The sequence below is a fragment of the Flavobacterium alkalisoli genome, assembly GCF_008000935.1.
GTDB classification, from domain to species: domain Bacteria; phylum Bacteroidota; class Bacteroidia; order Flavobacteriales; family Flavobacteriaceae; genus Flavobacterium; species Flavobacterium alkalisoli.
The window spans coordinates 1,128,293-1,150,986 of record NZ_CP042831.1; the positions used below are offsets into that span (position 1 = coordinate 1,128,293).

A 22,694-nucleotide genomic window follows, 5' to 3' on the forward strand; every position below is an offset into this window, starting at 1 on the left:
AATGGAAAGTAAAACATTGTTTTTCATTAGTTTAAACTTAACTCTAACTTAAAATCTATGAGATTCAAAAACTACTTAATTTTATTAGTGTTGTTTTTTTCGGCAGCAGCCTTTGCTCAGTCTGGGCAGGTAAAAGGTACTGTTAAGGAAGAAGCAACCGGCTTAACCCTACCGGGCGTTAATGTACTGGTTAAGGGTAAGCAAGCTAACGCATCTACTGATGTGGATGGTAATTTTACCATACAGGCTGTACCGGGAGATGTATTAGTGTTTTCCTATATTGGCTATGCCACTCAGGAAGTTTCGGTTATTGACAACAGAAATATAGATGTCACACTTGCAGAAGATGCTACCGAACTTAATGAGGTGGTAGTAGTGGGATATGGTTCGCAAGCCAAAAAAGATATAACAGGAGCTGTTGCCACTATAGATGGTGAGAAGTTTGAAAACCGTGTAAATAATCAGGTTAGCAGCCTTATGCAGGGTCAGGCAGCCGGTGTTCAGGTTATCTCAAACTCAGGTAAACCAGGTGGAGGTTTTAGTGTACGTGTTCGTGGTACGAGTTCAATTACAGGTGGTAGTGACCCAATTTATGTAATTGACGGAGTTGTTACTTCTGATACGCGTTCTCTTAACCCGGCTGATATAGAAAGCATGTCTATACTTAAAGATGCTTCGGCAGCTGCAATTTACGGTTCTCAGGGTAGTAATGGTGTAGTAATTATTACTACTAAACAGGGTAAATCAGAAAAACCGGTTATTACTTATGATACTTATGTAGGATTCCAGACCGTATGGAAAAAGCTGGATGTTTTAAACGCTGCTCAATACAGGGATTTAATGGAAGAGATGGGTAGAAATACTACATGGGAACTATATACTGCCGATACAAACTGGCAGGATGAAGTGTTCCAGACAGGTTTCTCTAACAACCAGCAGGTGTCTGTATCCGGTAAATCAAATAAAACATCTTACTACATGTCCGGTGGTTATGTTAACCAGGAAGGTGCTGTAAGAAGTGCACAAATGAAAAGAAAAACATTCAAGGTAAACCTTGATCAGGAGGTGAATAATTGGTTAAAAGTTGGTACTCACTTTAACTATGTTGATTATAATGACGTAGATGTTACAGATAACTCTGCAGTAAATCAGGGAGGTGTAATCCTTGGAGTATTAACTACTCCTCAAAACATAGGTATCTATAATGAGAACGGTACTTTTACAAGTAACCCTTTCCAGGATTGGGAAAACCCAATTTCAAGTACAGATGCGGCACAAAGAGGCTACAGAAACCAAAGAGTTTTTGGTAACGTTTATGCAGAGGTAGAATTCTTAAAAGGATTAAAATACAGATCTGCTTTAGGTATTGATTTCAGTAATGCTAAAAGTGATTATTTCTTAGATCCGTACCGTACCAGCTATGGTCGTGCTATGAAAGGTATCAGCCGTTACCAGACATGGTTAAACAATTACTATAATTTCGAAAACACGTTAACTTACAATTTTGATGTTGAAAAACACCATTTTGAAGCTCTTGTAGGTACTGTTTACCAAAAGTGGCGTGCAGAAAACAGCAGCATCGAAACAAGAAACTTTGCCGGTGATGCTATTACAACTCCAAACGGAGGTTCTCAAATTGTAACTGCTACTGCAGACAAAACAGAACAGGTTAACTCTTCGGTTATTTCAAGGCTTAACTATTCATTTGACGACAGATATTTATTAACAGCAAACTTTAGGGCAGATGGTTCTACAAAATTCGGACCTAACCAAAAATGGGGTTACTTCCCGTCATTCTCTGCAGGATGGAGGATTTCTAACGAGGAGTTTTTCTCAGAAGTTACAGCTGTTAACGATTTAAAATTAAGAGCGGGTTGGGGTCTTGTTGGTAATGATACAGGTATTCCTAACTATGCATGGTATGGTACTGTGGTGCCCGGATCTAACTATCCTATTGGCGGATCTACACAGCCGGGTAACTATCCGGGTAGAATTCAGAATGAAGACCTTAAATGGGAAGCTTCTGAGCAGCTTAACATAGGTATAGATGTTGCCTTGTTTAACAACAGAATACGTTTCTCTGCCGATTATTACAAGAAAACAAGTAACGACCTTTTACTTGATGTGCCAATCCCAAGGGCTACAGGATTTAATTCTGCATTAATGAATGCAGGTGAAATTGAGAACAAAGGTTTCGAATTTGCAATAAGTTCAGTGAACATGGACGGTGAGTTTAAATGGACTACCGATTTAAACATGTCTTTCAATAAGAATAAAATTACCAGTCTTGTAGGTGAAACTATCTCTACAGGAGGAGTTGCCGGAAGAGGTGATGCAGTTCGCCTTGAAGAAGGCCAGCCTGTAGGAACATTCTATGGTTATGAGTGGGGGGGAGTAGATCCTGATACCGGTAATGTATACTATATTGGTGCTGATGGTGAGGCTACATTTAACCCTACAGATGATGACCGTAAGATTATAGGTAACCCTAATCCGGATTTCATTTATGGTGTTACTAACAATTTAAGCTATAAAAACTTTAACCTTAATATTTTCTTCCAGGGTTCTCAGGGGAATGATATTTTCAATGCTACAAGAATCGAGACAGAAAGTATGATAAACTCTAAAAACCAGTCTGCAGCAGTATTAGACCGTTGGCAACAGCCTGGTGATATTACAGATATCCCAAGAGTTTCTACAGATGGTAGTATAGCTAATTCAAGAATATCTACAAGATATATAGAAGACGGTTCATACCTAAGGCTAAAGGCAATAACATTAAGCTACAACTTTACTAAAAATGTTACTGATAAAATAGGTCTTAGTAATTTAAGTATCTATACTACAGGCGAGAACCTGTTTACCATTACTAATTACAAAGGATTTGACCCTGAGGTTAACTTCGCAGGTAACAGCACACAGGTATACGGTATAGATTATGGAACATACCCTCAAACAAGAAATATAATTTTTGGTATAAGGGCATCACTTTAATTAACAGAACAGTATTATTATGAAAAATAAGAAAATAGTTTTTTCACTTTTATTAGCAGGGTTTTTATTCACTGCATGTGAAAACGGACTGGACGATACACCTATTTCACAATCTATAAAGGATAATGCCTATACATCTGGAGACCAGATTGAGGCAGCTCTTACAGGGGTGTATGAATCTTTCCAGGGTAATGATTACTATGTGTGGGATCATGTATTGTTTTCTGATGTTCGTTCAGACAATCATTATGCAGGAGGTGATAACCCTGAGGTTTTCCAGATAGAGGCTATTAATGTTGAAACGGCAAACAGCAGGGTGCTTAACGCATGGGGAGCTATATTTAACGCTATTGCAAAAGCAAATGTGGTATTAGAGCAAACACCAAACGTAACCCAGCAAATAACAGAGGAAAGAAGAGAGCAGATAATGGGTGAGGCTTATTTTTTAAGAGCTTATCATTACTACACACTTGTAAGGTTATTTGGAGGCGTGCCAATCTTTACTGCACCGGTTAACTCTGCAGATCCTTCAGTAACAAGAAGGCCAAGAAGTACGGCTGAAGAAGTTTATGCTCAGATAATTGAAGATTTAGAAACAGCAGCTTTAATGTTGCCTGATACTTATGGTGATGACGCCAGCATAAATAAGGCACGTGCTACTAAAGGTGCAGCTTATGCACTATTGGCTAAAGCCTATGCTCAAAAACCAAATCCGGATTACGGACAGGTAATAAGCTACGCAAACATGGTACTTACAAGCCCTGCAGGATACGATCTTATGGGTAGTTATGCCGAGCTTTTTGACGGAAGCCACTACAACAATATTGAGTCTATCCTTGAAGTGCAGTATTTAGGAGGTAACGAAGGTTCTTGGGGGCCTCAAATGCACCTGCCGCCATCAATAAGCGGAGATACATGGAGAAAGTTTGTTACTCCTTCTCATGACCTTGTTGATGCTTTTGATTCTGAAGGTGACGATATCCGTAAAAATGCAACCATACTTTTTGAGGAAGTAAGCTGGATAGATGAGTACTGGGGTAATGCTTCAGGAAGCTCAGTTCCTTTTGCTTACAAATGGAAAAATGCAATGGGATGGGCAAGTTCAGACCATATCTACTTACTTCGTTTATCAGATATTATCCTTCTTAAAGCGGAAGCTCACAATGCATTAGGTGATATTGCATCGGCAGAGGCAGAGGTTAATAAAGTAAGACAAAGGGTTAACCTGCCTGTACTTACTGCGGCACAAACAGCTTCTGCAGCTGTTATGAAACAGGTAATATTAAAAGAAAGAAGACTGGAGCTTGCTCAGGAAGCGCACCGTTGGGACGACCTTGTTAGAAACGGTGTTGTAGTAGAGGTTATGAATGCGGTTGATGACATAGATTTAAGAGATGGTCAGCCAGTAGATTACGATATGGATGAGCATGAAATCTTCCTGCCTATACCTCAACAGGAAATAAGCAGAAACCCTAACCTTGAGCAAAACCCAGGTTATAATTAATAAAAAATGATATTATGAGAAAAACGCTCTTACTTTTAAGCCTTGTCGGTATGTTTTGGTCATGTTCAGATAATGAAGATGGGCCGGTAACACCGCCGCCGCCAGCCCAAAATAACGGTAATGTTATAGGCAGTGCTAATGTATGGGTAACAAACGGCAGTAAAGAAAAGCTTTTAAGTGGGCAGCCTTCTCTTAATATTTATGATAATAATGCGACCGACTATCCGTCAGTTTCAGTTGATTTCTCTCAGCAGTATCAGGAAATTGACGGTTTCGGTGCCGCATTAACAGGTTCATCGGCTTATGTTATCAGTCAGATGAATGCCACTCAAAAGGAAGCATTGCTAAAAGACCTGTTCAGCGAACAGGAAGGTATAGGACTTAGTTATTTAAGACTTACCATAGGTGCTTCTGATTTTTCCCTACAGGATTTTACTTATGATGACATTCCGGCGGGAAGTACTGATCCGAATCTGGAACAGTTTTCCATTGCTGAAGATGAAGCTCATGTAATCCCGGTGCTGCAGTCTGTATTAGGCTACGCTCCCGGTATTAAAATAGTGTCCAGCCCGTGGAGTGCTCCGGCCTGGATGAAGGATTCCGGCAGCCTTGGCGGCGGAAGTTTAGACCCGCAATGGTATGGCGCTTATGGTGATTATTTTGTGAAATACATTAATGCTTATGCTAACCACGGTATAACCATTGATGCTGTTACACCACAAAATGAACCGTTGCACGAAACCGGAGGTTATCCAACAATGGGAATGACCGCAACAGAGCAGGCCGAATTTATAAAATCCAGCCTTGGGCCTAAATTTCAACAGGCAGGGCTTACCACTAAAATTATTGCTTACGACCATAATTTCGATCAGCCTTCTTACCCAATTAGTGTATTGGGAGATGCGGAAGCTGCTCAATATATAGATGGTTCTGCATTCCATGCCTATGGGGGAGATGTTTCGGCTATGAACCAGGTACATGCAGCCTTTCCTGATAAGAAACTTTATTTTACCGAGGTTTCAGGTGGCGAGTGGAGTACTGATTTTTCGAGTAACTTAAAATGGAATGTTGGAAATATTTTTATAGGTACTACCAGAAACTGGTCTAAAAATGCCTTGTTGTGGAACTTAGCTTTAAACAGTAATCACGGACCTACAAACGGTGGCTGTACCGACTGTCGTGGAGTGGTAACTGTAAGTTCATCGGGACAGGTAACAAAAAATGTGGAGTACTACTGTCTTGCCCATTTTTCAAAATTTGTGAGGCCGGGCGCTAAACGTGTTAACTCGTCCAATTTCGACAATTCCCTAAACATAAGAAACGTAGCCTTTATAAATACTGATGGTTCTAAGGTAATGGTATTGCTTAACGAATCATCTCAAAACAGGACTGTTTCTATAGTAGTTGGGGAAACCAAAATAAATTATTCGGTAGAAGCTAATTCAGTAGCGACTATCGTATGGCAGTAAGCCGCATTTGTCAAACATTTACAATAATAAGCAGTGCTGTTTAGCACTTTAATACGATTATGCATAAAAAAAATACCTCACTGAAAAAGATTACTTTACCGCTTTTAGGCCTGGCTATGCTGGCCGGATGTGGATCTGCTGAAAAGAAAAATGATACCGAATTGTGGCTAACCATGCCCGATAAATCGGTTGTTTTTCAAAAGCAGGAAAACTTTTTAATCAATCAATCAGAAAACCAAAACGTAATTACAATAGATACCTCAAAAACCTATCAGGAAATGGATGGTTTTGGGTATACACTAACCGGAGGGAGCGCTAAGCATATAAGCAATATGAGCGAGCCTGAAAAGGAAAAACTTTTACAGGAACTATACGGTACCGGTGAGGGCAGTATAGGGGTTAGCTACATCAGGATAAGCGTGGGAGCGTCAGATCTTGATGAAAAAGTGTTCTCTTATAACGATCTTCCTGAAGGGGAAACCGATGTGAAGATGGAGAAGTTTGACTTAGGCTATGACAAACAATACCTTATTCCGGTTTTACAACAGATACTAAAAATAAGCCCTGATATTAAAATTCTGGGATCACCATGGTCGCCGCCTGTGTGGATGAAAGATAATGGTGATGCAAGGGGAGGAAGCCTTAAGCCGGAGTTTTATCCTGCTTATGCCAAATATTTTGTAAAATACATTCAGGAGATGAAGGCTAACGGTATTACAATAGATGCTGTTACCGTACAAAATGAGCCATTACATCCGGGGAACAATCCAAGCCTTTTAATGTTGCCTGAGGCACAAAAGGAATTTGTAAGGGATCATTTAGGTCCTGAATTTGAAAAGAACGGGATAAAGACTAAGATCATAGTTTATGATCATAATGCAGACCGTCCGGACTATCCCATCACTATTCTGGATGATCCTGAAGCAGCCAAGTATATTGATGGTTCTGCCTTCCATTTGTATGGGGGTACTATCGATGCGGTTTCGAAGGTTCATGACGCGCATCCGAATAAAAACTTATACTTTACCGAACAGTGGGTAGGGGCTCCGGGCGACTTTGCCAAAGAACTGAACTGGCATGTGGAAAACCTTATTATTGGCGCACCAAGAAACTGGTGTAAAACGGTACTGGAATGGAATCTTGCAGCCGATGAAAACCAACAGCCTCATACCGACAGGGGTGGTTGCGACCGTTGCCTTGGCGCGGTTACTATAGCAGGTGATAAGGTAACAAGAGAACCGGCTTATTATATAATAGCCCATGCTTCAAAATTTGTACGCCCGGGCAGTGTAAGGATAGATTCTAACCTTATAGACGGATTGCCTAATGTGGCTTATAAAACACCGGAAGGGAAAGTTGTGGTTATTGTACAAAATACATCAGGAGAAGATAAAGCAGTAGCAATAAATGCAGGAGCTAAAAATGCAGCGGTAATGCTAAAAGCAGGCGCTGTGGCAACGCTTGTGCTGTAATAATAAATCAACGGGTTTGGTGCATGCAATCCTTGCCAAGCGTATAAGTGTAGCCTTAAAGAGTATATAGTTTTTTGTGAAAGCCTTAATTAAGGCATTAGGATAACAAAGCTGTCCGCAATCTATAACAGTCAGGTATGCACTAAACCTTTTTGATGTTTAATTATAAAGAGATAACATAACTTTTAGTGCCGCTATTTTAAAGTAGGAGCTACACATTTGCAGGGAGTGGAGACCCGAAAAATGTGACTTTATAATAATGGTTACAGCTTAAAATGAGTTTTCATTGAAAGAATAGTTTATGTTTAGGTTAGTTACGGGAGCCGCGCTTTTAGCGCGGCTCTTTTGTTTTGTTTGCAGGAGTGATGTGCTATTTGTACATTTAGTAAAAATAACTGCGATGAACATAACCCTTATACAAACGGCCCTGCAATGGGAAAACCACGAAGCAAACAGGCAGAATTTTACCAGGATAATAAACAGTATTGGTGAACATACAGATCTTGTTGTATTGCCTGAAATGTTTGCAACGGGCTTTACCATGAAGCCGGAATTGGTCGCCGAAGACATGGAAGGTGAAACGGTGCAATGGATGAAAGCTATTGCTTCTCAAAAGGGTTTTGCCATAACAGGCAGCCTTGTAATTAAGGAAGGCGGAAATTATTATAACAGGCTATGTTTTGTGTATCCTGACGGTAGTATTAAAACCTATGACAAGCGCCATTTGTTTACCCTTGCGGGAGAGGATAAAGCCTATACATCGGGTAGTGAAAAACTGATAGTAGAATATAAAGGGTGGAAGATATGCCCTCTAGTGTGTTATGATCTTCGTTTTCCTGCTTTTTCCCGTAACCTGGAGGATTATGATTTGTTGCTTTATGTGGCTAACTGGCCTTCACCAAGGGTACTGGCGTGGGATGCCCTTTTAAAGGCTCGCAGTATAGAGAATATGTGCTATACGGCAGGCGTTAATAGGGTAGGTCAGGATGAGAACGGACACAATTATCCGGGGCATTCTCAGGTATTGGATTGTTTGGGTAATGAATTGGCAAAGGCATCAGACGGCGAAGAGGTAATAACCATTTCGCTGGATAAAGAAGCCATGTTGCAAACCCGTAAAAGATTTGGATTTCTAAACGACAGGGATACTTATACTATGGTAAAGTAATAGTTTCGATAGCATCCCAGTTTTCCCTAATATCAATTTCTTTAGGCTTAATACCTTCCAGATAATAAAATACCTCTTCAGGCTGGCGTTTTTCCAGATAGTTTCCGCTATCCCATTCGCGGTTGCCGTTGCCGTCATATATTACCCTGACAGAATATTTATCGGCAGCAATAGCATCAAAAGCAATTTCTCTGGCCTGGCTTTCATTTTCTATGTAAGCAGTCCCTATTACTTTGTCCTTCGTATTAAATATTTCCAGTATAAGAGGGAAACGGTTTGCGTTGCGCAGGCTAATACGCAGGTTTCCATAATTCGAATATAGTTTTGTAGTTACGGTATAGCTTAAAGTGTCGTTTTCCATTTCGTAGAAATCTTTAAGCGCTCCCGGTAAAAGGGTAAAGTTATATTTTTGTTCTTCCTCTTTTTTAAAGTCAAACTCCAACTGTTGTTTCAGTTCATCGTACTTAGTGGTGTAAGGAACAGCTACTGAATCTTTATTGATAAGTGCAATCTTTGTGGTGTCTATTTTTACAAGTGGTGTGCTGGCAAATATGGCAAACTTATCCCTAAAGTGTAATGTTCCTTTTTGAACGGCATCCACACCAAGTGAATCGGCTGCTTTCATTTCTTTGGTTTTTACTACAAATTCTCTTAGAGAATCATTTTTCCTAATCGAAACCAATAGTGAGTCGGCTACACTGTTAATGTCTCTTGGTGTCCATATCTGTAGTGAGTCCTTTTCTGGAACCTTAGAGGTTATGGTTTTTATAAGTTCTTTTGTCGCAGCATTTTTAACTTCGATGGTTACATCTCTGCCATCGCCTTCATATCCTGCAAAATAACGGTTTGATGATGCCTGTACAGGTTTAAGCGCTTTAAAAGGCTTTTTCTCCATAAAGAGATTAAGTTCATAAAGCGAATCGTTAGGAACTGTTATTGGCTTATTAAGAAATGCAATCTTATCGGATGCAGGGTCAAACTTATAATTGTTGTTTTTGTCTTTTAATGCCACTACATAGTATTTGCCTTCCTTAAGGTTTTCTAACTTGTAGTTTACCATACTGTCCAGCGTGTTGGTTATGTAGCGTGGTTTTTCCTTATAAACTATAGAGTCGTTGTAGGTATCGTTAGCCTCATAAAGCATAACCGTAACAAAATTATCGGGCTTTTTTTCAAAGGCATCCTTAATTTTTCCGCCTAATGTAAGGGAATCAATATAGGTTCCTGTAGAGAAAACGAATTTAAACTGTGAGTAAGGGTTACCCTCATTATTATCGGTAATACTTTGCCCGAAGTTAAAGCTGTAGGTTGTGTTGTCCTCCAGTGTGTCTTTAATTTTTATGCGTATGTATTTGCTGGCACTTCCCATTGGGTAAATGGTAGGTGTGTTTTTCATTGGAGGGGAAATGATAAGCTGCTTGCTTATGTCCTTTACCTTAATGTATTCGCTAAAGTTTATCTGAATCTCGTTACCTTTAAATTCAGTAGACATATTATCAGGTGTGCTGTATACCAGTACCGGAGGTATGGAATCTTTAGGTCCACCGGTTATAGTTCCTCTTTTTGCGCAACTGTTAAGCGATAAAAGGGATATAAATAAAGCAAGTGTGATATAAAGCAGAAATCGGTTCCTGTACATATAGTATTCTTTAACAGCACAAAATAACAATTATATTTAGTGTAAATAAAATGTTTTTGTAAAATTTAAGTATGTGCATAAGCAATAGTAACAATGCTTAAGCGGCTTCCCGGTATTTTAAGCAATGCCCTGCCGCAAGCCTCGAGGGTAGCACCTGTGGTAATAACGTCATCAATTAATAAAAAGTGCCTGTTATGGTGTGCTTCGGTATAAGAAACTTCAAAAGCAGAACGTGTAATTTCTGCCCTGTCTGATAATCCTTTTTTAGTTTGGGTTTTGGTATAGCTTTCCCTTAACAGGATGTTGTCGCTGTAGTTTACACCTAAACCTTTTGCCAGTGCCCTGCCAAATTCGGTAACCTGATTATAGCCGCGTTCCCTTAGTCTTTTCTTATGTAACGGTACGGGAATAACATCGGTAACCGACTGTAATGTTTCCGTTTTTACTAAATCATCAACATAGAGTTCTCCTGCAAGTTTTCCTGCCTCTTCATGTCCACGGTATTTAAGATTATGGATAAGCTGTTGTACGATGCCTTCCTTGTGGAAATAAAGGAGGGAAGAAGCGTGCTCCAATGGCAATCTGCCGTAAAATTTGTTATAGGTTTCGTTTTCCGGGTTAAGATGGTGCTGTGTGTAAGGCAGCTCATGCCTGCAGGTAGTACATAGTACCGATTCGCTATCCAATAGCGTTTCATTGCAGCCTGAGCAGGTTTTTGGATATAATAAGTTGACTAAACTTTTGAACATGGTGTGGTTAACACAAAAATATTTTGATTTAGGCTAAAGATAATAAAAGAGGGCATTTATATATACAATCGCTTTTTATATTTTTGCACCATGGCAAAACAGGAAGATATTTTTAAGAATGTAATTTCGCATGCTAAAGAATACGGATACATATTTCCGTCAAGCGAAATATACGATGGATTAAGTGCTGTGTATGACTACGGTCAAAACGGTGCCGAACTAAAAAAGAACATCAGGGAATACTGGTGGAAATCAATGGTGCAGATGCATGAGAACATTGTAGGTATAGATGCCTCAATATTTATGCATCCTACAACGTGGAAAGCATCGGGACACGTAGATGCTTTTAACGACCCTTTGATTGACAATAAGGATTCCAAAAAAAGATACAGGGCAGACGTTTTAATTGAAGACTATGCCGAGAAGCTTAACCAAAAAGCTCAAAAAGAAATAGACAAGGCAAAAGACCGTTATGGCGATGCCTTTAATGAGGAGGAGTTTAAGGCTACTAATGCACGTACTAAGGAGTACCTTGAAAAGAAAGATGCTATACTTAAGCGTATGGCTAACAGTTTGGAAACCGAAAACCTTGCCGATGTAAAGGCGCTTATAGAGGAGCTTGGTATTGCCGATCCTGAAACAGGATCTAAAAACTGGACAGAGGTACGTCAGTTTAACCTTATGTTTGGTACTAAACTGGGTGCAGAGGCTTCTACTGCAATGGATTTATACCTTCGTCCGGAAACTGCCCAGGGTATATTTGTAAACTTCCTTAATGTGCAAAAAACAGGAAGGATGAAAATTCCTTTTGGTATAGCACAAACAGGTAAGGCTTTCCGTAACGAGATTGTGGCAAGACAGTTTATTTTCCGTATGAGGGAGTTCGAACAAATGGAAATGCAGTTCTTTGTTCGTCCGGGTGAGGAAATGAAATGGTATGAATACTGGAAAGAAACAAGATTAAAATGGCATAAATCTCTTGGACTTGGTGAGGAGAACTACCGTTTCCACGACCATGAGAAGCTGGCTCACTATGCTAATGCTGCTGCCGACATTGAGTTTAACTTCCCGTTTGGGTTTAAAGAGCTTGAAGGTATTCACTCAAGAACCGATTTCGACCTTAAAGCACACGAACAGTTTTCAGGTAAAAAGCTTCAGTTCTTTGATACGGAGCTTAACCAGAACTATGTGCCTTATGTGGTGGAAACATCAGTGGGTCTTGACAGGATGTTCCTAGCGGTATTCTCAACTTCATTAAAAGAGGAAACCCTTGAAGACGGTTCTACACGTACCGTACTTAGCCTGCCGGCTGTACTGGCGCCTACTAAAGCTGCCGTACTTCCGCTAATCAAGAGAGACGGACTTCCGGAAGTTGCCCGCGAAATTATAGAAGATCTTAAATGGGACTTCAATGTGGCTTATGACGAGAAAGATGCAGTAGGACGTCGTTACAGAAGACAGGATGCTCTAGGTACTCCGTTCTGTATTACGGTAGATCACCAAACGCTGGAGGATCAAACGGTAACTATCCGTCACCGTGATACTATGCAGCAGGATAGGGTGAAGATATCGGAATTAAGAGGTATCATCAACGAAGAGGTTTCGGTAAGAAACTGGCTCATGAAAATGAAATAATAGTAAAGGCTCCCAATCGGGAGCCTTTTTTTATATATTTAAATTGTCAAATTATACGATATGAAAAAAATTACCTTGCTGTTGTTTCTTTTTTTAGGCCTTTCCTCTTTTGCTCAGGAAAACGGAGTTTTTGTTGTAAGCGAAGGCGATAAAAAAATAACAGTGGTACTGGATACTAAATTACCTTACCTGGAATTAAATAAACCAACACTACTTAAAACCTATTTTGAGAATATAGATATAAAAAACAGTTCTTCAATTGCAAGGGGATTAAGAAAAAAAGAACAATGCGGGGATAACTGTGCCGCATGGGAATTAATAATAGATGAAAAAGGAGTAGTTGATGGTTATTTTAAGATTACGTTTTACTATGAGCTTAGTGGGGACAGAGAGAATAAGAAGATGTATGTTTCAATTCCGGTAAAGGATTAAAGGATATAAATATAGTTTTGATATCTTTCTTTTTTGTAACTTTAGTTTGTTAACTATTTGATGTGTAGTGCTTTGTGTTGACGAGTAATGTAAATCTATATAGTACCATGAAAAATGTAATCAAACTAATCACCATTTGCCTGTTTTTGGCTGTTTCACCAAAAGCTTTGGCGCAGGACTGGACTACGATTGCCGAAAAGACGGTTAACTTTAAAGCCGAAAAAGATGTGGTAACACCACGCGGTAACGAAAAGAATATAGATAAGATACGTATTAAATGTACTGAGGGTACTGTAAAGCTAAAGAAGGTACACGTGGAAATGAGCGACGGTGCCAAAAAAGACTATGATGCCAAAGGGGTAGGCGTACTTACAAAAGGGATGACCTCACTGGCATGGGACTTGCCCGGTAAAAGCGGCGAACTTAAAATCAAAAAAATTGAACTTGAGTATGATTCCGTAGGGAATATGCTGGTTACCAAAAAAGCTAAGGTCGAGGTACAGGGAAGAGTTTCACATTAATAAAATATGCAATAAAGAAGGCTTCCAATCGGGAGCCTTTTTAATTATGTTTTTATTGCTATAAACCGCATTTACCTCCTAAACTTATGTTCATAGTAAACCCTTTCTTGTTATTCCATTTGCCTAAAGAAAATCCGTCGGTGGCATCATAGCGGGAACCATTGTTGTATGTATTTATGAGAGAATACTCTTCAGGGTGTTTTTCAGCATACACTGAAAAAATATTTTCAGTTGAATGTATTTTTGCTCCCTGAAAATATAGACCTGTGTAATTTTTATTGTAGTCAGATTTAAAAAGGCTTGATGCAAAAGAAAAATCCTTGCTTTGAAGCGGTTCAGGTGTTTTTTCTATTATAGATACTTCTTGTTTTTTCTCTATATCTGAAATCTCTTTTTCCTGGGCATAGGCGGAAATCGTTACAAGAAAAAGGGCTAATAGTAAGGTTATCTTTTTCATTTTGAATGGTTTTACTATAAAACTAAAGCTTTTATTTCAAAACAAAAAACAAAGGGATTGTATTAACAGATTATATAATAAAGTAAAAGCTCCCAATCGGGAGCTTTTTATTAAGGTGTGTCATTGCGAACGAAATGTAATGGAGTGTGGCAATCTATTTTTCAGATTGCTTCGTCGTGCCTCCTCGCAAAGACGGATGTTTATTGTTCGTTATTTTCGTTACTCAAAGCATTCCAGCCTCTTGCCTTAAGCTGTATTTTAGTGTTGGCACGGGTAATAAGGTGTATGCCTTCGCTTTCCTGTGTCATGTGGCCTATAATAGTAAAGTTAGGATTACCTTTCAGTTTATCGTAGTCATCCTGTTTAATGGTAAACAGTAACTCATAATCCTCACCTCCGTTTATGGCAACTGTGGTACTATCTATATTAAACTCTTCACATACATTTATAAACTCAGGATCAAGCGGGATTTTCTCTTCATACAGGTTACATCCCACACCACTGTTCTTACATAGGTGAATAATCTCCGATGACAGTCCGTCAGAAACATCAATCATCGACGTAGGCTTAATTTCAAGCGCTTTTAAGAGCTCTTTTACGTCTTTGCGCGCTTCAGGCTTCAGTTGGCGTTCAATAAGGTAAGTATAAGCGTCTAAATCGGGCTGGCTGTTTGGGTTTACCTTAAATACCTCTTTTTCCCTTTCAAGTACCTGTAACCCCATATAAGCCGAGCCTACATCACCGGTTAGTACCAACAAATCGTTATCGTTAGCGCCGTTGCGGTACACTATCTCTTCGGCATCTGCCTCGCCTATGGCGGTAATGCTTAAAATCATTCCTTTTTGAGACGAAGTTGTATCACCGCCCACAATGTCTACATCATAAACTTTTGCGCCCAGTTTAATACCTTCATACAATTCTTCCAGTGCTTCTACCGGAAAACGGTTAGATACCGCTATAGAAACCGTAATTTGGGTAGGTTTTGCGTTCATGGCACAAATGTCACTCACGTTAACTACTACGGCTTTGTAGCCTAAGTGCTTTAACGGAACATAGGCCAGGTCAAAATGCACGCCTTCTATAAGCAGGTCGGTAGAAACTACAGTTTTCCTGTCCTTAAAGTCAAGTACGGCAGCATCGTCGCCTATACCGGTAAGGGTAGAAGGCTGTTTTATTTCTATGTTCTTTGTAAGATGCTCTATAAGTCCGAATTCGCCCAGCTGACCTAAATCAGTGCGTTGTTGGTTTTTATCTTCAATCATTTCTTTGAGTTGCTAAGTTGCAAAGGTACGAAGTTTCAAAGAAGTCCTAAAGCGCTATAGCTTTAAACACATAATTCAGGGTTGTTAGGTTCTGCCTCCTCAATATCCTGCCAAAAGGTAATTACCTCTTTAAGGGTTTCGGTGAGTTGATTAAGATCCGGTGTTTTATGGAAATAGCCCTGTACATCGCGTTTAAAGGCTTCTTCTATGGTGTAGCCGTTGCCAACTGTGGTAAAAAATATAAAAGGTTTGGTCTTTTGGGTAAGGTAGGGATCTTTACAAATGGCATCGCGCAGTTCAAACCCACTCATTTTAGGCATATTGATATCAGAAATCACCATAAAAGGGTTGATGTGCTTCTGTTCAAGATAGGGAATAGCTTTGGTACTGTCGTTTATAAACACCAATTCGTTAGGCAGGTTAAAACTTTTAAGAACCTCTCCAAAAATTAATATATCGTCCTCGTCGTCTTCAATTATAACTATGGGGCCTTCTTTTTTCATGATTTATTTATTTAGCGCTGCAAAAGTAAAGGGCCTGATTTTTAAACCCATGCACATTAGGCTTTTGCTAACATAAAAGAGTCATAAAGTTTTAGTGCTGTTCAAGTTATTAGCTTCGGGTTTTTGGTTCCCCTCTTGAGAGGGGTTAGGGGTGTGTCATTGCGAGGAGGGGCGACGCGGCAATCTGGGTTGTTCTGTTCTTTTGTCTTGACACAAAAGAACCAAAAATTCAAGACTCTAACTCCTTAGGCTAAAAATTATGGCATTCAGCTAAACCATCCGAACTCGCTGCGCTCAAACAGCGGATGCTTTTTAACGCCTCATTTATAATTTCCTTTACGCCACAGAGTTTAATGCCATAGCTTCACTCATGTTTTGTCATTGCTAGTTGTTAGTTTAGGGTTGCTAGTTCCCCTCTTGAGAGGGGGGTAGGGGTGTGTTATGCCTTAAACTTCCTGAAAGCCTGTATCATCTCGTAGATACCAAAAGCCAAAACAATTTTACCTAAGATGAATATAATCCAACCTATAGTATTACTATTGTCAATAAAAATTCGTTTTTCCTCCAGAGGATTGTAAAAGTCAGTTACAATTAGAAATCTAAAATACCCGGATACAAAATCTTTTATTGAGGATAGATTTAAATTTAGGGTTAGCATGTAATTTTCTGAAATGAAAAATAAGGTGTAGAAAATTGCCGCTCCTGTTAACACAAAACGCAATGCTTTTGTCCAGCTATGTTCAAAGCCTGTAGATGCTTTTGTAGCCCATAATATGGCTTTGTCTTTAAAATTATTTTTCCAATCTAATTCTTGATAATAAGCTTGTAATTCATATCCTCTAAATCGGTTATAGTCAATACGGTTTTCTGCTTTTTGAAGTTCTTGTTTAATTTGTCTTAATGTACTTCGCCATTGTTTAGCAGTGTCGGTTTTCCAAGCTTTAAAATTTTTCTTATTAGTTAATAGGTTGATTTTTAAATTATCAAAATAAGCTGTTTTTATAAAGCTAACTAAATGTAATCGAATGGTGTTGGTTTCCAAATTATCAAATGATGCTCTAGATTCAAATGAAGTATCAGTGATTTCAAAATGGTTAAAATTGGCATTAGTGAAATATACCTGTTCTTTAAAAGTACATATTTGGAAAAATATATTATGGGATATATTGCCACATTCTTTGAAACTTGCTGTAGATTCAAAATTGCAGCTGTTGAATTTACTAATAGGCCCAAAGTTTGAGTTATTAAAATATGCTTTATTAGTGTTTATTTTAAAAAAGTTACTAGATGTATTGATTTCATTTTTTCTAAAATCAAAATATCCATAATTTCCATCAATTTCAAGATGTCCAAATTTGGACGATAAAAAGCTGGCTTGGAGTGTTTTTTCGGAAATAATATTAATGCTGGAGTTAAATACGCCTTTAGAATTATTTATTTTAGTACAAATAAATAATTGATTTATTTGTGTTTGAAAAATTTCATAATAACATTCAATGGCATTGTGGTCTCTTAATAATAGTTGTTGAAATTTACAATCATGGACTTTAAGGTTACTGATCTTTTTAACAGCTAAAAGCTCAAGAGTATTTATATCACAATATTCAATTTCAAAATTATGAAAACTGCAATTGTAAAAATTTATTGAACAGGAGCCGCTGTAGATATCTCTCAATAGGAATTTGCGGTTGAATTCGCAGTTCCTGAATTGTAGAGTTTTTAATAATTTAATTGATTTTAGTGAGATGTTTGAAGAAAAAACTTCACCATTAAATTTATATTTACCATTAGCAATATTTTCAAGTAATTCCCGTTCAGTCATTTTTTGGAGATTAAAAAATCTAAAAATAAACAAAAAACCCGGCACATCTGCACCGGGTTTCTCTATTCATTCCTCTTTTAGTCTCCTCCACTTCGGGGAGGTTGGGAGGGGCTTTTAGTCATTTAGTTTAAGTACTGCCATAAACGCTTCCTGTGGTATCTCTACGTTACCTACCTGGCGCATACGTTTTTTACCTTTTTTCTGTTTTTCAAGTAGCTTACGTTTACGTGAAATATCACCACCGTAACATTTTGCGGTCACGTCCTTACGAAGGGCTTTAACTGTTTCCCTTGATATTACCTTAACCCCGATAGCTGCCTGAATAGGAATATCAAACTGCTGGCGCGGTATAAGCTCCTTAAGCTTTTCACACATTTTTTTACCGATGTTGTAAGCGTTATCCTCGTGGATAAGAGCCGAAAGGGCATCTACCGGCTGTGCGTTAAGAAGTACATCTAAACGTACAAGCTTAGAGGTACGCATACCTATAGGGTGGTAGTCAAACGAAGCATATCCTTTAGATACCGTTTTTAACCTGTCGTAAAAGTCGAATACAATCTCGGCAAGCGGCATATCAAAAGTAAGCTCCACACGTTCTGTTGTAAGATACGTTTGGTTCGTAATCAAACCACGTTTTTCTATACAAAGGCTCATTACGTTTCCTACGAAGTCGCTCTTTGTAATAATCGTGGCCTTAATGTAAGGTTCCTCTACGTGATCCAGTTTAGAGGGTTCCGGTAAGTCGGAAGGGTTGTTTACTATAATTGCCTTTTCAGGTTCTTTTTTAGTGTAGGCATGGTACGATACGTTGGGAACAGTAGTAATTACTGTCATATCAAACTCACGTTCCAAACGCTCCTGGATAATCTCCATGTGAAGCATTCCTAAGAATCCGCATCGGAAACCAAAACCAAGTGCAGCCGAACTTTCGGGAGCAAAAACAAGGGAAGCATCATTTAACTGAAGTTTTTCCATCGAGTTTCTAAGCTCTTCATAATCTTCGGTGTCCACCGGATAAATACCCGCAAATACCATCGGTTTTACGTTCTCAAAACCGGCAATCATATTTTGGGTTGGCGTTTTGGCATCGGTAATGGTATCACCCACTTTTACCTCACGAGCTTCCTTAATACCGGAAATAAGGTAACCTACGTCACCTGTTTTTATTTCCTGTTTAGGAACCTGGTTTAGTTTAAGCGTACCAATTTCGTCGGCAAAATATTCTTTGCCCGTTGCCATAAACTTAACTTTTTGTCCTTTGCTTATAGAACCGTTAATTACCCTGAATATAACTTCAATACCACGGAAAGGGTTATAAACCGAGTCGAAAATAAGCGCCTGTAACGGCTCTTCCGGATCACCTTTAGGTGCCGGTATTCGGTCAATAATCGCTTCTAATATTTTGTCTACTCCAAAACCGGTTTTACCACTGGCAGGAATAATGTCTTCAAGTTTACAGCCTAAAAGGTCTACGATATCGTCACTTACCTCTTCCGGATTGGCGCTTGGTAAGTCTACCTTGTTAAGTACCGGAATAATTTCAAGATCGTTTTCCAGTGCAAGGTAAAGGTTAGATATGGTTTGCGCCTGTATGCTTTGTGCAGCATCTACAATAAGCAAAGCTCCTTCACACGCAGCAATGGAACGCGATACTTCATAAGAGAAGTCTACGTGGCCCGGGGTGTCAATAAGGTTAAGGGTGTATTTTTCGCCATTATGCATGTAATCCATTTGTATGGCATGGCTTTTAATGGTAATACCCCTTTCACGCTCAAGATCCATATTGTCCAGTAACTGTGCCTGCTGCTCGCGCGCAGTAACAGTTTGTGTGGCATCCAGAAGCCTGTCGGCCAGGGTACTTTTACCGTGGTCAATGTGGGCAATAATACAAAAGTTCCTAATATTCTTCATCTTCGTTCAGTATCAGTTTAATATACCTTTTGCCCAGTATTCGTGAAAAATATGCGGCCTTTAGTAAAGGTAGTGAATTAATCGGCAAATATAGTTAAAGTTAGCAAGTTGCAAAGCAGGATTTTCTAAATAAAAAAGCAGCACATGTTTTAACGCATGTGCTGCAACTATAAGGGGGGATTTAGGTTACCAACGAATGCTTTATTTCTGTTCCTTGGTTTAACGGATGGAGGCATATCCATCATCCGGATTTTCAGGAAATACATTCATTGATATGAATGTATACGTAGGAAAATTGTTTATGGTTTTCCATAGACTGGAAAAATAAAAACCGGACATGCCATGGAGGGAAGACACGTCCGGTTTAATATGTAATTTAGCTGTTTTTTATACCCTTAAAATTCCATTGGGGGCTTATGGCGTTTTTAAAGATGGCGCAAATGTAATATGCTCGCTTCTATTATCATAAAAAAATATAATTGTTTTTATTTATGGTGTTATTGGGTTTGCTTATAGTGCTTAATTACCATATCGTGAAAATGTTGTAATTTTGCACAAAATGAAGAAGATGGTTAAGATTGGTAATATAGAACTGCCTGAATTCCCACTGTTGTTAGCGCCTATGGAGGACGTGAGCGATCCGCCTTTCCGCAGGTTATGCAAACAGCATGGTGCCGATTTGATGTATAGTGAGTTTATCTCTTCTGAGGGACTTATTCGTGATGCGATAAAAAGCCGCCAGAAGCTGGATATATTTGATTATGAGAGACCTGTAGGGATTCAGATATTCGGGGGTGACGAAGAAGCTATGGCTATGAGTGCCAGAATAGTGGAAACCGTAAATCCGGATATAGTTGATATTAACTTTGGCTGCCCTGTAAAAAAGGTGGTTTGTAAAGGTGCGGGAGCCGGGGTTTTAAAGGATATAGACCTTATGGTGCGCCTTACCAAAGCTGTGGTAGACAGTACCCATCTTCCCGTAACGGTAAAAACCCGTTTGGGTTGGGACGAAGATTCCATTAATATTTATGAAGTAGCCGAAAGGTTACAGGATGTAGGTATTAAAGCCTTAACCATACACGGACGTACCCGTGCACAGATGTACAAAGGTGAAGCCGACTGGGCTCCTATTGCTAAGGTAAAAAACAACCCGCGCATACAGATCCCTATTTTTGGTAACGGAGACATAGACAGTCCTGAAAAGGCACTTAAATACAGAAATGAATACGGACTTGACGGTATTATGATAGGCCGTGCGGCTATAGGGTATCCGTGGATATTCAATCAGATAAAACATTACTTTGCAACGGGAGAGCATCTGCCGGAACCAACTGTTGAAGACCGTGTGGAGGCGGCACGTAACCATCTTAAATGGTCTATAGACTGGAAAGGTGAAAGGGTAGGGGTATTTGAAACCCGCAGGCATTATACCAATTACTTTAAAGGTATTCACGGCTTTAAGGAATACAGGCAACGAATGGTGTCTAACGACAAACCTGAAGATGTTTATGCCGTTTTTGATGAGGTACTTGAAAAATTTGCCGACTATAAAATGGTATAATAAAACATTAGATATAAAATGAAAAGGCTCAGCATTTGCTGAGCCTTTTTTATACCTGTACTTTTTTCCACTTTCCTTTTTTAAATAAGGCCATACTGGCAATGGTCATGGCGGTTTCTGCAATTGGGATGGCTATAAAGACACCTGTAGGGCCAAGATTAAAATGTTTGGCAAGCAGGTAGGCTAACGGGATTTGCAATACCCAAAAACCAAAGAAGTTTACCCATGTAGGTGTTTTGGTATCTCCCGAACCGTTAAACGCGTTAATAAGCACCATGCCTATTCCGTAAAATATATATGCCGAACTTAATATCATAATTGCTTTTACCGCAATATCGTGCACGTGAGTATTATTGGTAAAGAACCACATGAACTCATCGGCAGCGACAAGGGTAATAATCATAATCACACCCATATAAATAGCATTAAATTTAGCAGTTACCAGTACCGATCTTTCTGCCCGGTCTACCTGTTGTGCACCCAAATTTTGTCCTACCAGTGTTGCGGCAGCTCCACTAAGCCCCCATGCCGGCAGCATAAAGAACATCATGATACGTAAAGCACTCTGGTATCCTGCCGAGCCTTCATCACCACCAGTAGTGGCAACCAACTGGGCTAAAAATATCCAGCTGCATGACGCTATAACAAACTGGAGTACGCCCGGAGCAGCAATCTTTACCAGGTTTCTTATCTGTTCCATATTTGGCTTAAAGTAAGACAGCACTACTTTCAATACACCTTTTCCGTTAAACAGGTTGTATAACTGATACAGTACGCCTGTGCTACGTCCTATTGTTGTGGCTATGGCTGCGCCTGTAAGTCCGAATCCAAGTACGTTAATAAATATAGGACAAAGTATAATATTACAGATGTTGGCAATCCAAAGGCTTTTCATGGCTATGGCTGCATTACCTGCACCACGAAATATACCATTGAACAGAAATAACAGCATGATAACAAAGCTTCCGCCCATCATAATGCGTACAAAGTTGGTTCCGTAAACGGCGGATGCTGTTGAAGAGCCCATCCATACAAGTATTTCGGTAGCATAAATAAAACCGAAAACCGCAATAATAAGGTTTACCGCAACTGCCACTACTATGGCCTGCATACCAGCCCTTGCGGCGGCTTCGGGATTTTTCTCACCTATACGCCTTGCCACAACAGCCGTGGCGGCCATACTCATACCTATGGCTATGGAGTAGATTATTGTAAGTACCGACTCTGTAAGGCCTACGGTTTGAACGGCAAAGCTGCTGTTTTCCAGGTGTCCTACAAAGTAAAGGTCTACCAGTGCAAAAACCGATTCCATCATCATCTCGAGCATCATGGGAATGGCTAAAAGCAACACACCCCTACGGATACTGCCGGTAGTAAAATCTATATTTTCCCCTTTAAGGGATTGTTGTAATAATGTATAAAAGCGTGACAATGCACTGCTTCGCTGTGCCTGCTGTGTCATAATATTTCGAAATAAATTGTTATAAAAAAGAATATAAAAATGAAGAGAGGCATTAAAGGGTTAATGCTTCATTCACTTTAAAAGTTAGCGGTGGTATTTTTGCCTTATCGTGTTAAAGCAGCAAATAACTTCA

At 39.3% G+C, this 22,694-nt stretch carries 17 protein-coding genes; 9 read left to right on the forward strand and 8 right to left on the reverse strand.

From position 1 onward, the window contains the following. Positions 1 to 57 precede the first annotated feature (57 nt). The 5 genes from FUA48_RS04900 (at position 58) to FUA48_RS04920 (ending at position 8,607) form a co-directional block, all read left to right on the forward strand. Entirely contained in the window at positions 58 to 2,994 is a 2,937-nt protein-coding gene (locus FUA48_RS04900) for a SusC/RagA family TonB-linked outer membrane protein (RefSeq protein ID WP_147582511.1), read from the forward strand. Between the two features lie 19 nt (positions 2,995 to 3,013). Further along, complete coding sequence (locus FUA48_RS04905; protein WP_147582512.1) at positions 3,014 to 4,498, forward strand: RagB/SusD family nutrient uptake outer membrane protein; 1,485 nt, start codon at positions 3,014 to 3,016, stop codon at positions 4,496 to 4,498. 14 nt (positions 4,499 to 4,512) lie between these two features. Then, positions 4,513 to 5,967, forward strand: a complete 1,455-nt coding sequence (locus FUA48_RS04910) for a glycoside hydrolase family 30 protein (protein ID WP_147582513.1) — start codon at positions 4,513 to 4,515, stop codon at positions 5,965 to 5,967. Positions 5,968 to 6,026: 59 nt separating this feature from the next. Then, positions 6,027 to 7,439: a glycoside hydrolase family 30 protein gene (locus tag FUA48_RS04915; RefSeq protein ID WP_147582514.1), complete on the forward strand. Its 1,413-nt coding sequence runs from the start codon at positions 6,027 to 6,029 to the stop codon at positions 7,437 to 7,439. A 400-nt stretch (positions 7,440 to 7,839) separates the two neighbouring features. Next, the gene (locus FUA48_RS04920; protein WP_147582515.1) at positions 7,840 to 8,607 is read left to right on the forward strand and encodes an amidohydrolase; all 768 of its coding nucleotides are present in this window, start codon (positions 7,840 to 7,842) and stop codon (positions 8,605 to 8,607) included. Here the strand turns inward: FUA48_RS04920 and FUA48_RS04925 are convergent. Together FUA48_RS04925 and FUA48_RS04930 are read right to left on the reverse strand one after the other, a co-directional pair. Beyond that, on the reverse strand, positions 8,594 to 10,246 hold the full coding sequence (locus FUA48_RS04925) for an Ig-like domain-containing protein (protein WP_147582516.1): 1,653 nt from the start codon (positions 10,244 to 10,246) through the stop codon (positions 8,594 to 8,596). The two genes, FUA48_RS04920 and FUA48_RS04925, sit on opposite strands and share 14 nt — an antisense overlap. Positions 10,247 to 10,311: 65 nt before the next feature. Continuing rightward, positions 10,312 to 10,995 (reverse strand): ComF family protein, encoded by a 684-nt coding sequence (locus FUA48_RS04930; protein WP_147582517.1) that lies wholly within the window; start codon positions 10,993 to 10,995, stop codon positions 10,312 to 10,314. A 90-nt stretch (positions 10,996 to 11,085) separates the two neighbouring features. On the opposite strand from FUA48_RS04930, the gene FUA48_RS04935 reads away from it, so the two are divergent. The 3 genes from FUA48_RS04935 to FUA48_RS04945 all read left to right on the forward strand — a co-directional run bounded on the left by FUA48_RS04935 (position 11,086) and on the right by FUA48_RS04945 (position 13,583). Continuing rightward, complete coding sequence (locus FUA48_RS04935; protein ID WP_147582518.1) at positions 11,086 to 12,630, forward strand: glycine--tRNA ligase; 1,545 nt, start codon at positions 11,086 to 11,088, stop codon at positions 12,628 to 12,630. Positions 12,631 to 12,690: 60 nt separating this feature from the next. Next, positions 12,691 to 13,062: a hypothetical protein gene (locus FUA48_RS04940; protein WP_147582519.1), complete on the forward strand. Its 372-nt coding sequence runs from the start codon at positions 12,691 to 12,693 to the stop codon at positions 13,060 to 13,062. 107 nt (positions 13,063 to 13,169) lie between these two features. Continuing rightward, a complete protein-coding gene (locus tag FUA48_RS04945) occupies positions 13,170 to 13,583 on the forward strand; it encodes a DUF2541 domain-containing protein (RefSeq protein ID WP_147582520.1) in 414 nt (137 codons plus the stop codon). A gap of 58 nt (positions 13,584 to 13,641) precedes the next feature. Here FUA48_RS04945 and FUA48_RS04950 read toward each other — a convergent pair whose 3' ends face one another. From FUA48_RS04950 to lepA, 5 genes are all read right to left on the reverse strand, one after another. Further along, positions 13,642 to 14,040 (reverse strand): hypothetical protein, encoded by a 399-nt coding sequence (locus FUA48_RS04950; RefSeq protein WP_147582521.1) that lies wholly within the window; start codon positions 14,038 to 14,040, stop codon positions 13,642 to 13,644. A 200-nt stretch (positions 14,041 to 14,240) separates the two neighbouring features. Then, complete coding sequence (gene thiL, locus FUA48_RS04955; protein WP_147582522.1) at positions 14,241 to 15,302, reverse strand: thiamine-phosphate kinase; 1,062 nt, start codon at positions 15,300 to 15,302, stop codon at positions 14,241 to 14,243. Between the two features lie 62 nt (positions 15,303 to 15,364). Next, on the reverse strand, positions 15,365 to 15,805 hold the full coding sequence (locus FUA48_RS04960) for a response regulator (protein WP_147582523.1): 441 nt from the start codon (positions 15,803 to 15,805) through the stop codon (positions 15,365 to 15,367). Between the two features lie 439 nt (positions 15,806 to 16,244). Then, positions 16,245 to 17,627, reverse strand: a complete 1,383-nt coding sequence (locus tag FUA48_RS04965) for a pentapeptide repeat-containing protein (RefSeq protein WP_147582524.1) — start codon at positions 17,625 to 17,627, stop codon at positions 16,245 to 16,247. Between the two features lie 114 nt (positions 17,628 to 17,741). Beyond that, positions 17,742 to 19,538 (reverse strand): translation elongation factor 4, encoded by a 1,797-nt coding sequence (gene lepA, locus FUA48_RS04970; RefSeq protein WP_147582525.1) that lies wholly within the window; start codon positions 19,536 to 19,538, stop codon positions 17,742 to 17,744. A gap of 568 nt (positions 19,539 to 20,106) precedes the next feature. Here lepA and dusB point away from each other — a divergent pair. Beyond that, a complete protein-coding gene (gene dusB, locus FUA48_RS04975; protein ID WP_147584956.1) occupies positions 20,107 to 21,099 on the forward strand; it encodes a tRNA dihydrouridine synthase DusB in 993 nt (330 codons plus the stop codon). Positions 21,100 to 21,148: 49 nt separating this feature from the next. On the opposite strand, the gene FUA48_RS04980 is transcribed toward dusB, so the two are convergent. After that, on the reverse strand, positions 21,149 to 22,561 hold the full coding sequence (locus FUA48_RS04980; RefSeq protein ID WP_147582526.1) for an MATE family efflux transporter: 1,413 nt from the start codon (positions 22,559 to 22,561) through the stop codon (positions 21,149 to 21,151). Positions 22,562 to 22,694 lie beyond the last annotated feature (133 nt).

Coding starts and splice junctions, on each gene's coding strand:
- FUA48_RS04950 (WP_147582521.1), bottom strand. CDS start 14,040: ATGAAAAAGATAACCTTACTATTAGCCCTTTTTCTTGTAACGATTTCC.
- FUA48_RS04965 (WP_147582524.1), bottom strand. CDS start 17,627: ATGACTGAACGGGAATTACTTGAAAATATTGCTAATGGTAAATATAAA.
- FUA48_RS04945 (WP_147582520.1), top strand. CDS start 13,170: ATGAAAAATGTAATCAAACTAATCACCATTTGCCTGTTTTTGGCTGTT.
- FUA48_RS04930 (WP_147582517.1), bottom strand. CDS start 10,995: ATGTTCAAAAGTTTAGTCAACTTATTATATCCAAAAACCTGCTCAGGC.
- FUA48_RS04920 (WP_147582515.1), top strand. CDS start 7,840: ATGAACATAACCCTTATACAAACGGCCCTGCAATGGGAAAACCACGAA.
- FUA48_RS04900 (WP_147582511.1), top strand. CDS start 58: ATGAGATTCAAAAACTACTTAATTTTATTAGTGTTGTTTTTTTCGGCA.
- thiL (WP_147582522.1), bottom strand. CDS start 15,302: ATGATTGAAGATAAAAACCAACAACGCACTGATTTAGGTCAGCTGGGC.
- FUA48_RS04940 (WP_147582519.1), top strand. CDS start 12,691: ATGAAAAAAATTACCTTGCTGTTGTTTCTTTTTTTAGGCCTTTCCTCT.
- FUA48_RS04960 (WP_147582523.1), bottom strand. CDS start 15,805: ATGAAAAAAGAAGGCCCCATAGTTATAATTGAAGACGACGAGGACGAT.
- FUA48_RS04915 (WP_147582514.1), top strand. CDS start 6,027: ATGCATAAAAAAAATACCTCACTGAAAAAGATTACTTTACCGCTTTTA.
- FUA48_RS04925 (WP_147582516.1), bottom strand. CDS start 10,246: ATGTACAGGAACCGATTTCTGCTTTATATCACACTTGCTTTATTTATA.
- FUA48_RS04935 (WP_147582518.1), top strand. CDS start 11,086: ATGGCAAAACAGGAAGATATTTTTAAGAATGTAATTTCGCATGCTAAA.
- FUA48_RS04905 (WP_147582512.1), top strand. CDS start 3,014: ATGAAAAATAAGAAAATAGTTTTTTCACTTTTATTAGCAGGGTTTTTA.
- dusB (WP_147584956.1), top strand. CDS start 20,107: ATGGTTAAGATTGGTAATATAGAACTGCCTGAATTCCCACTGTTGTTA.
- FUA48_RS04910 (WP_147582513.1), top strand. CDS start 4,513: ATGAGAAAAACGCTCTTACTTTTAAGCCTTGTCGGTATGTTTTGGTCA.
- FUA48_RS04980 (WP_147582526.1), bottom strand. CDS start 22,561: ATGACACAGCAGGCACAGCGAAGCAGTGCATTGTCACGCTTTTATACA.
- lepA (WP_147582525.1), bottom strand. CDS start 19,538: ATGAAGAATATTAGGAACTTTTGTATTATTGCCCACATTGACCACGGT.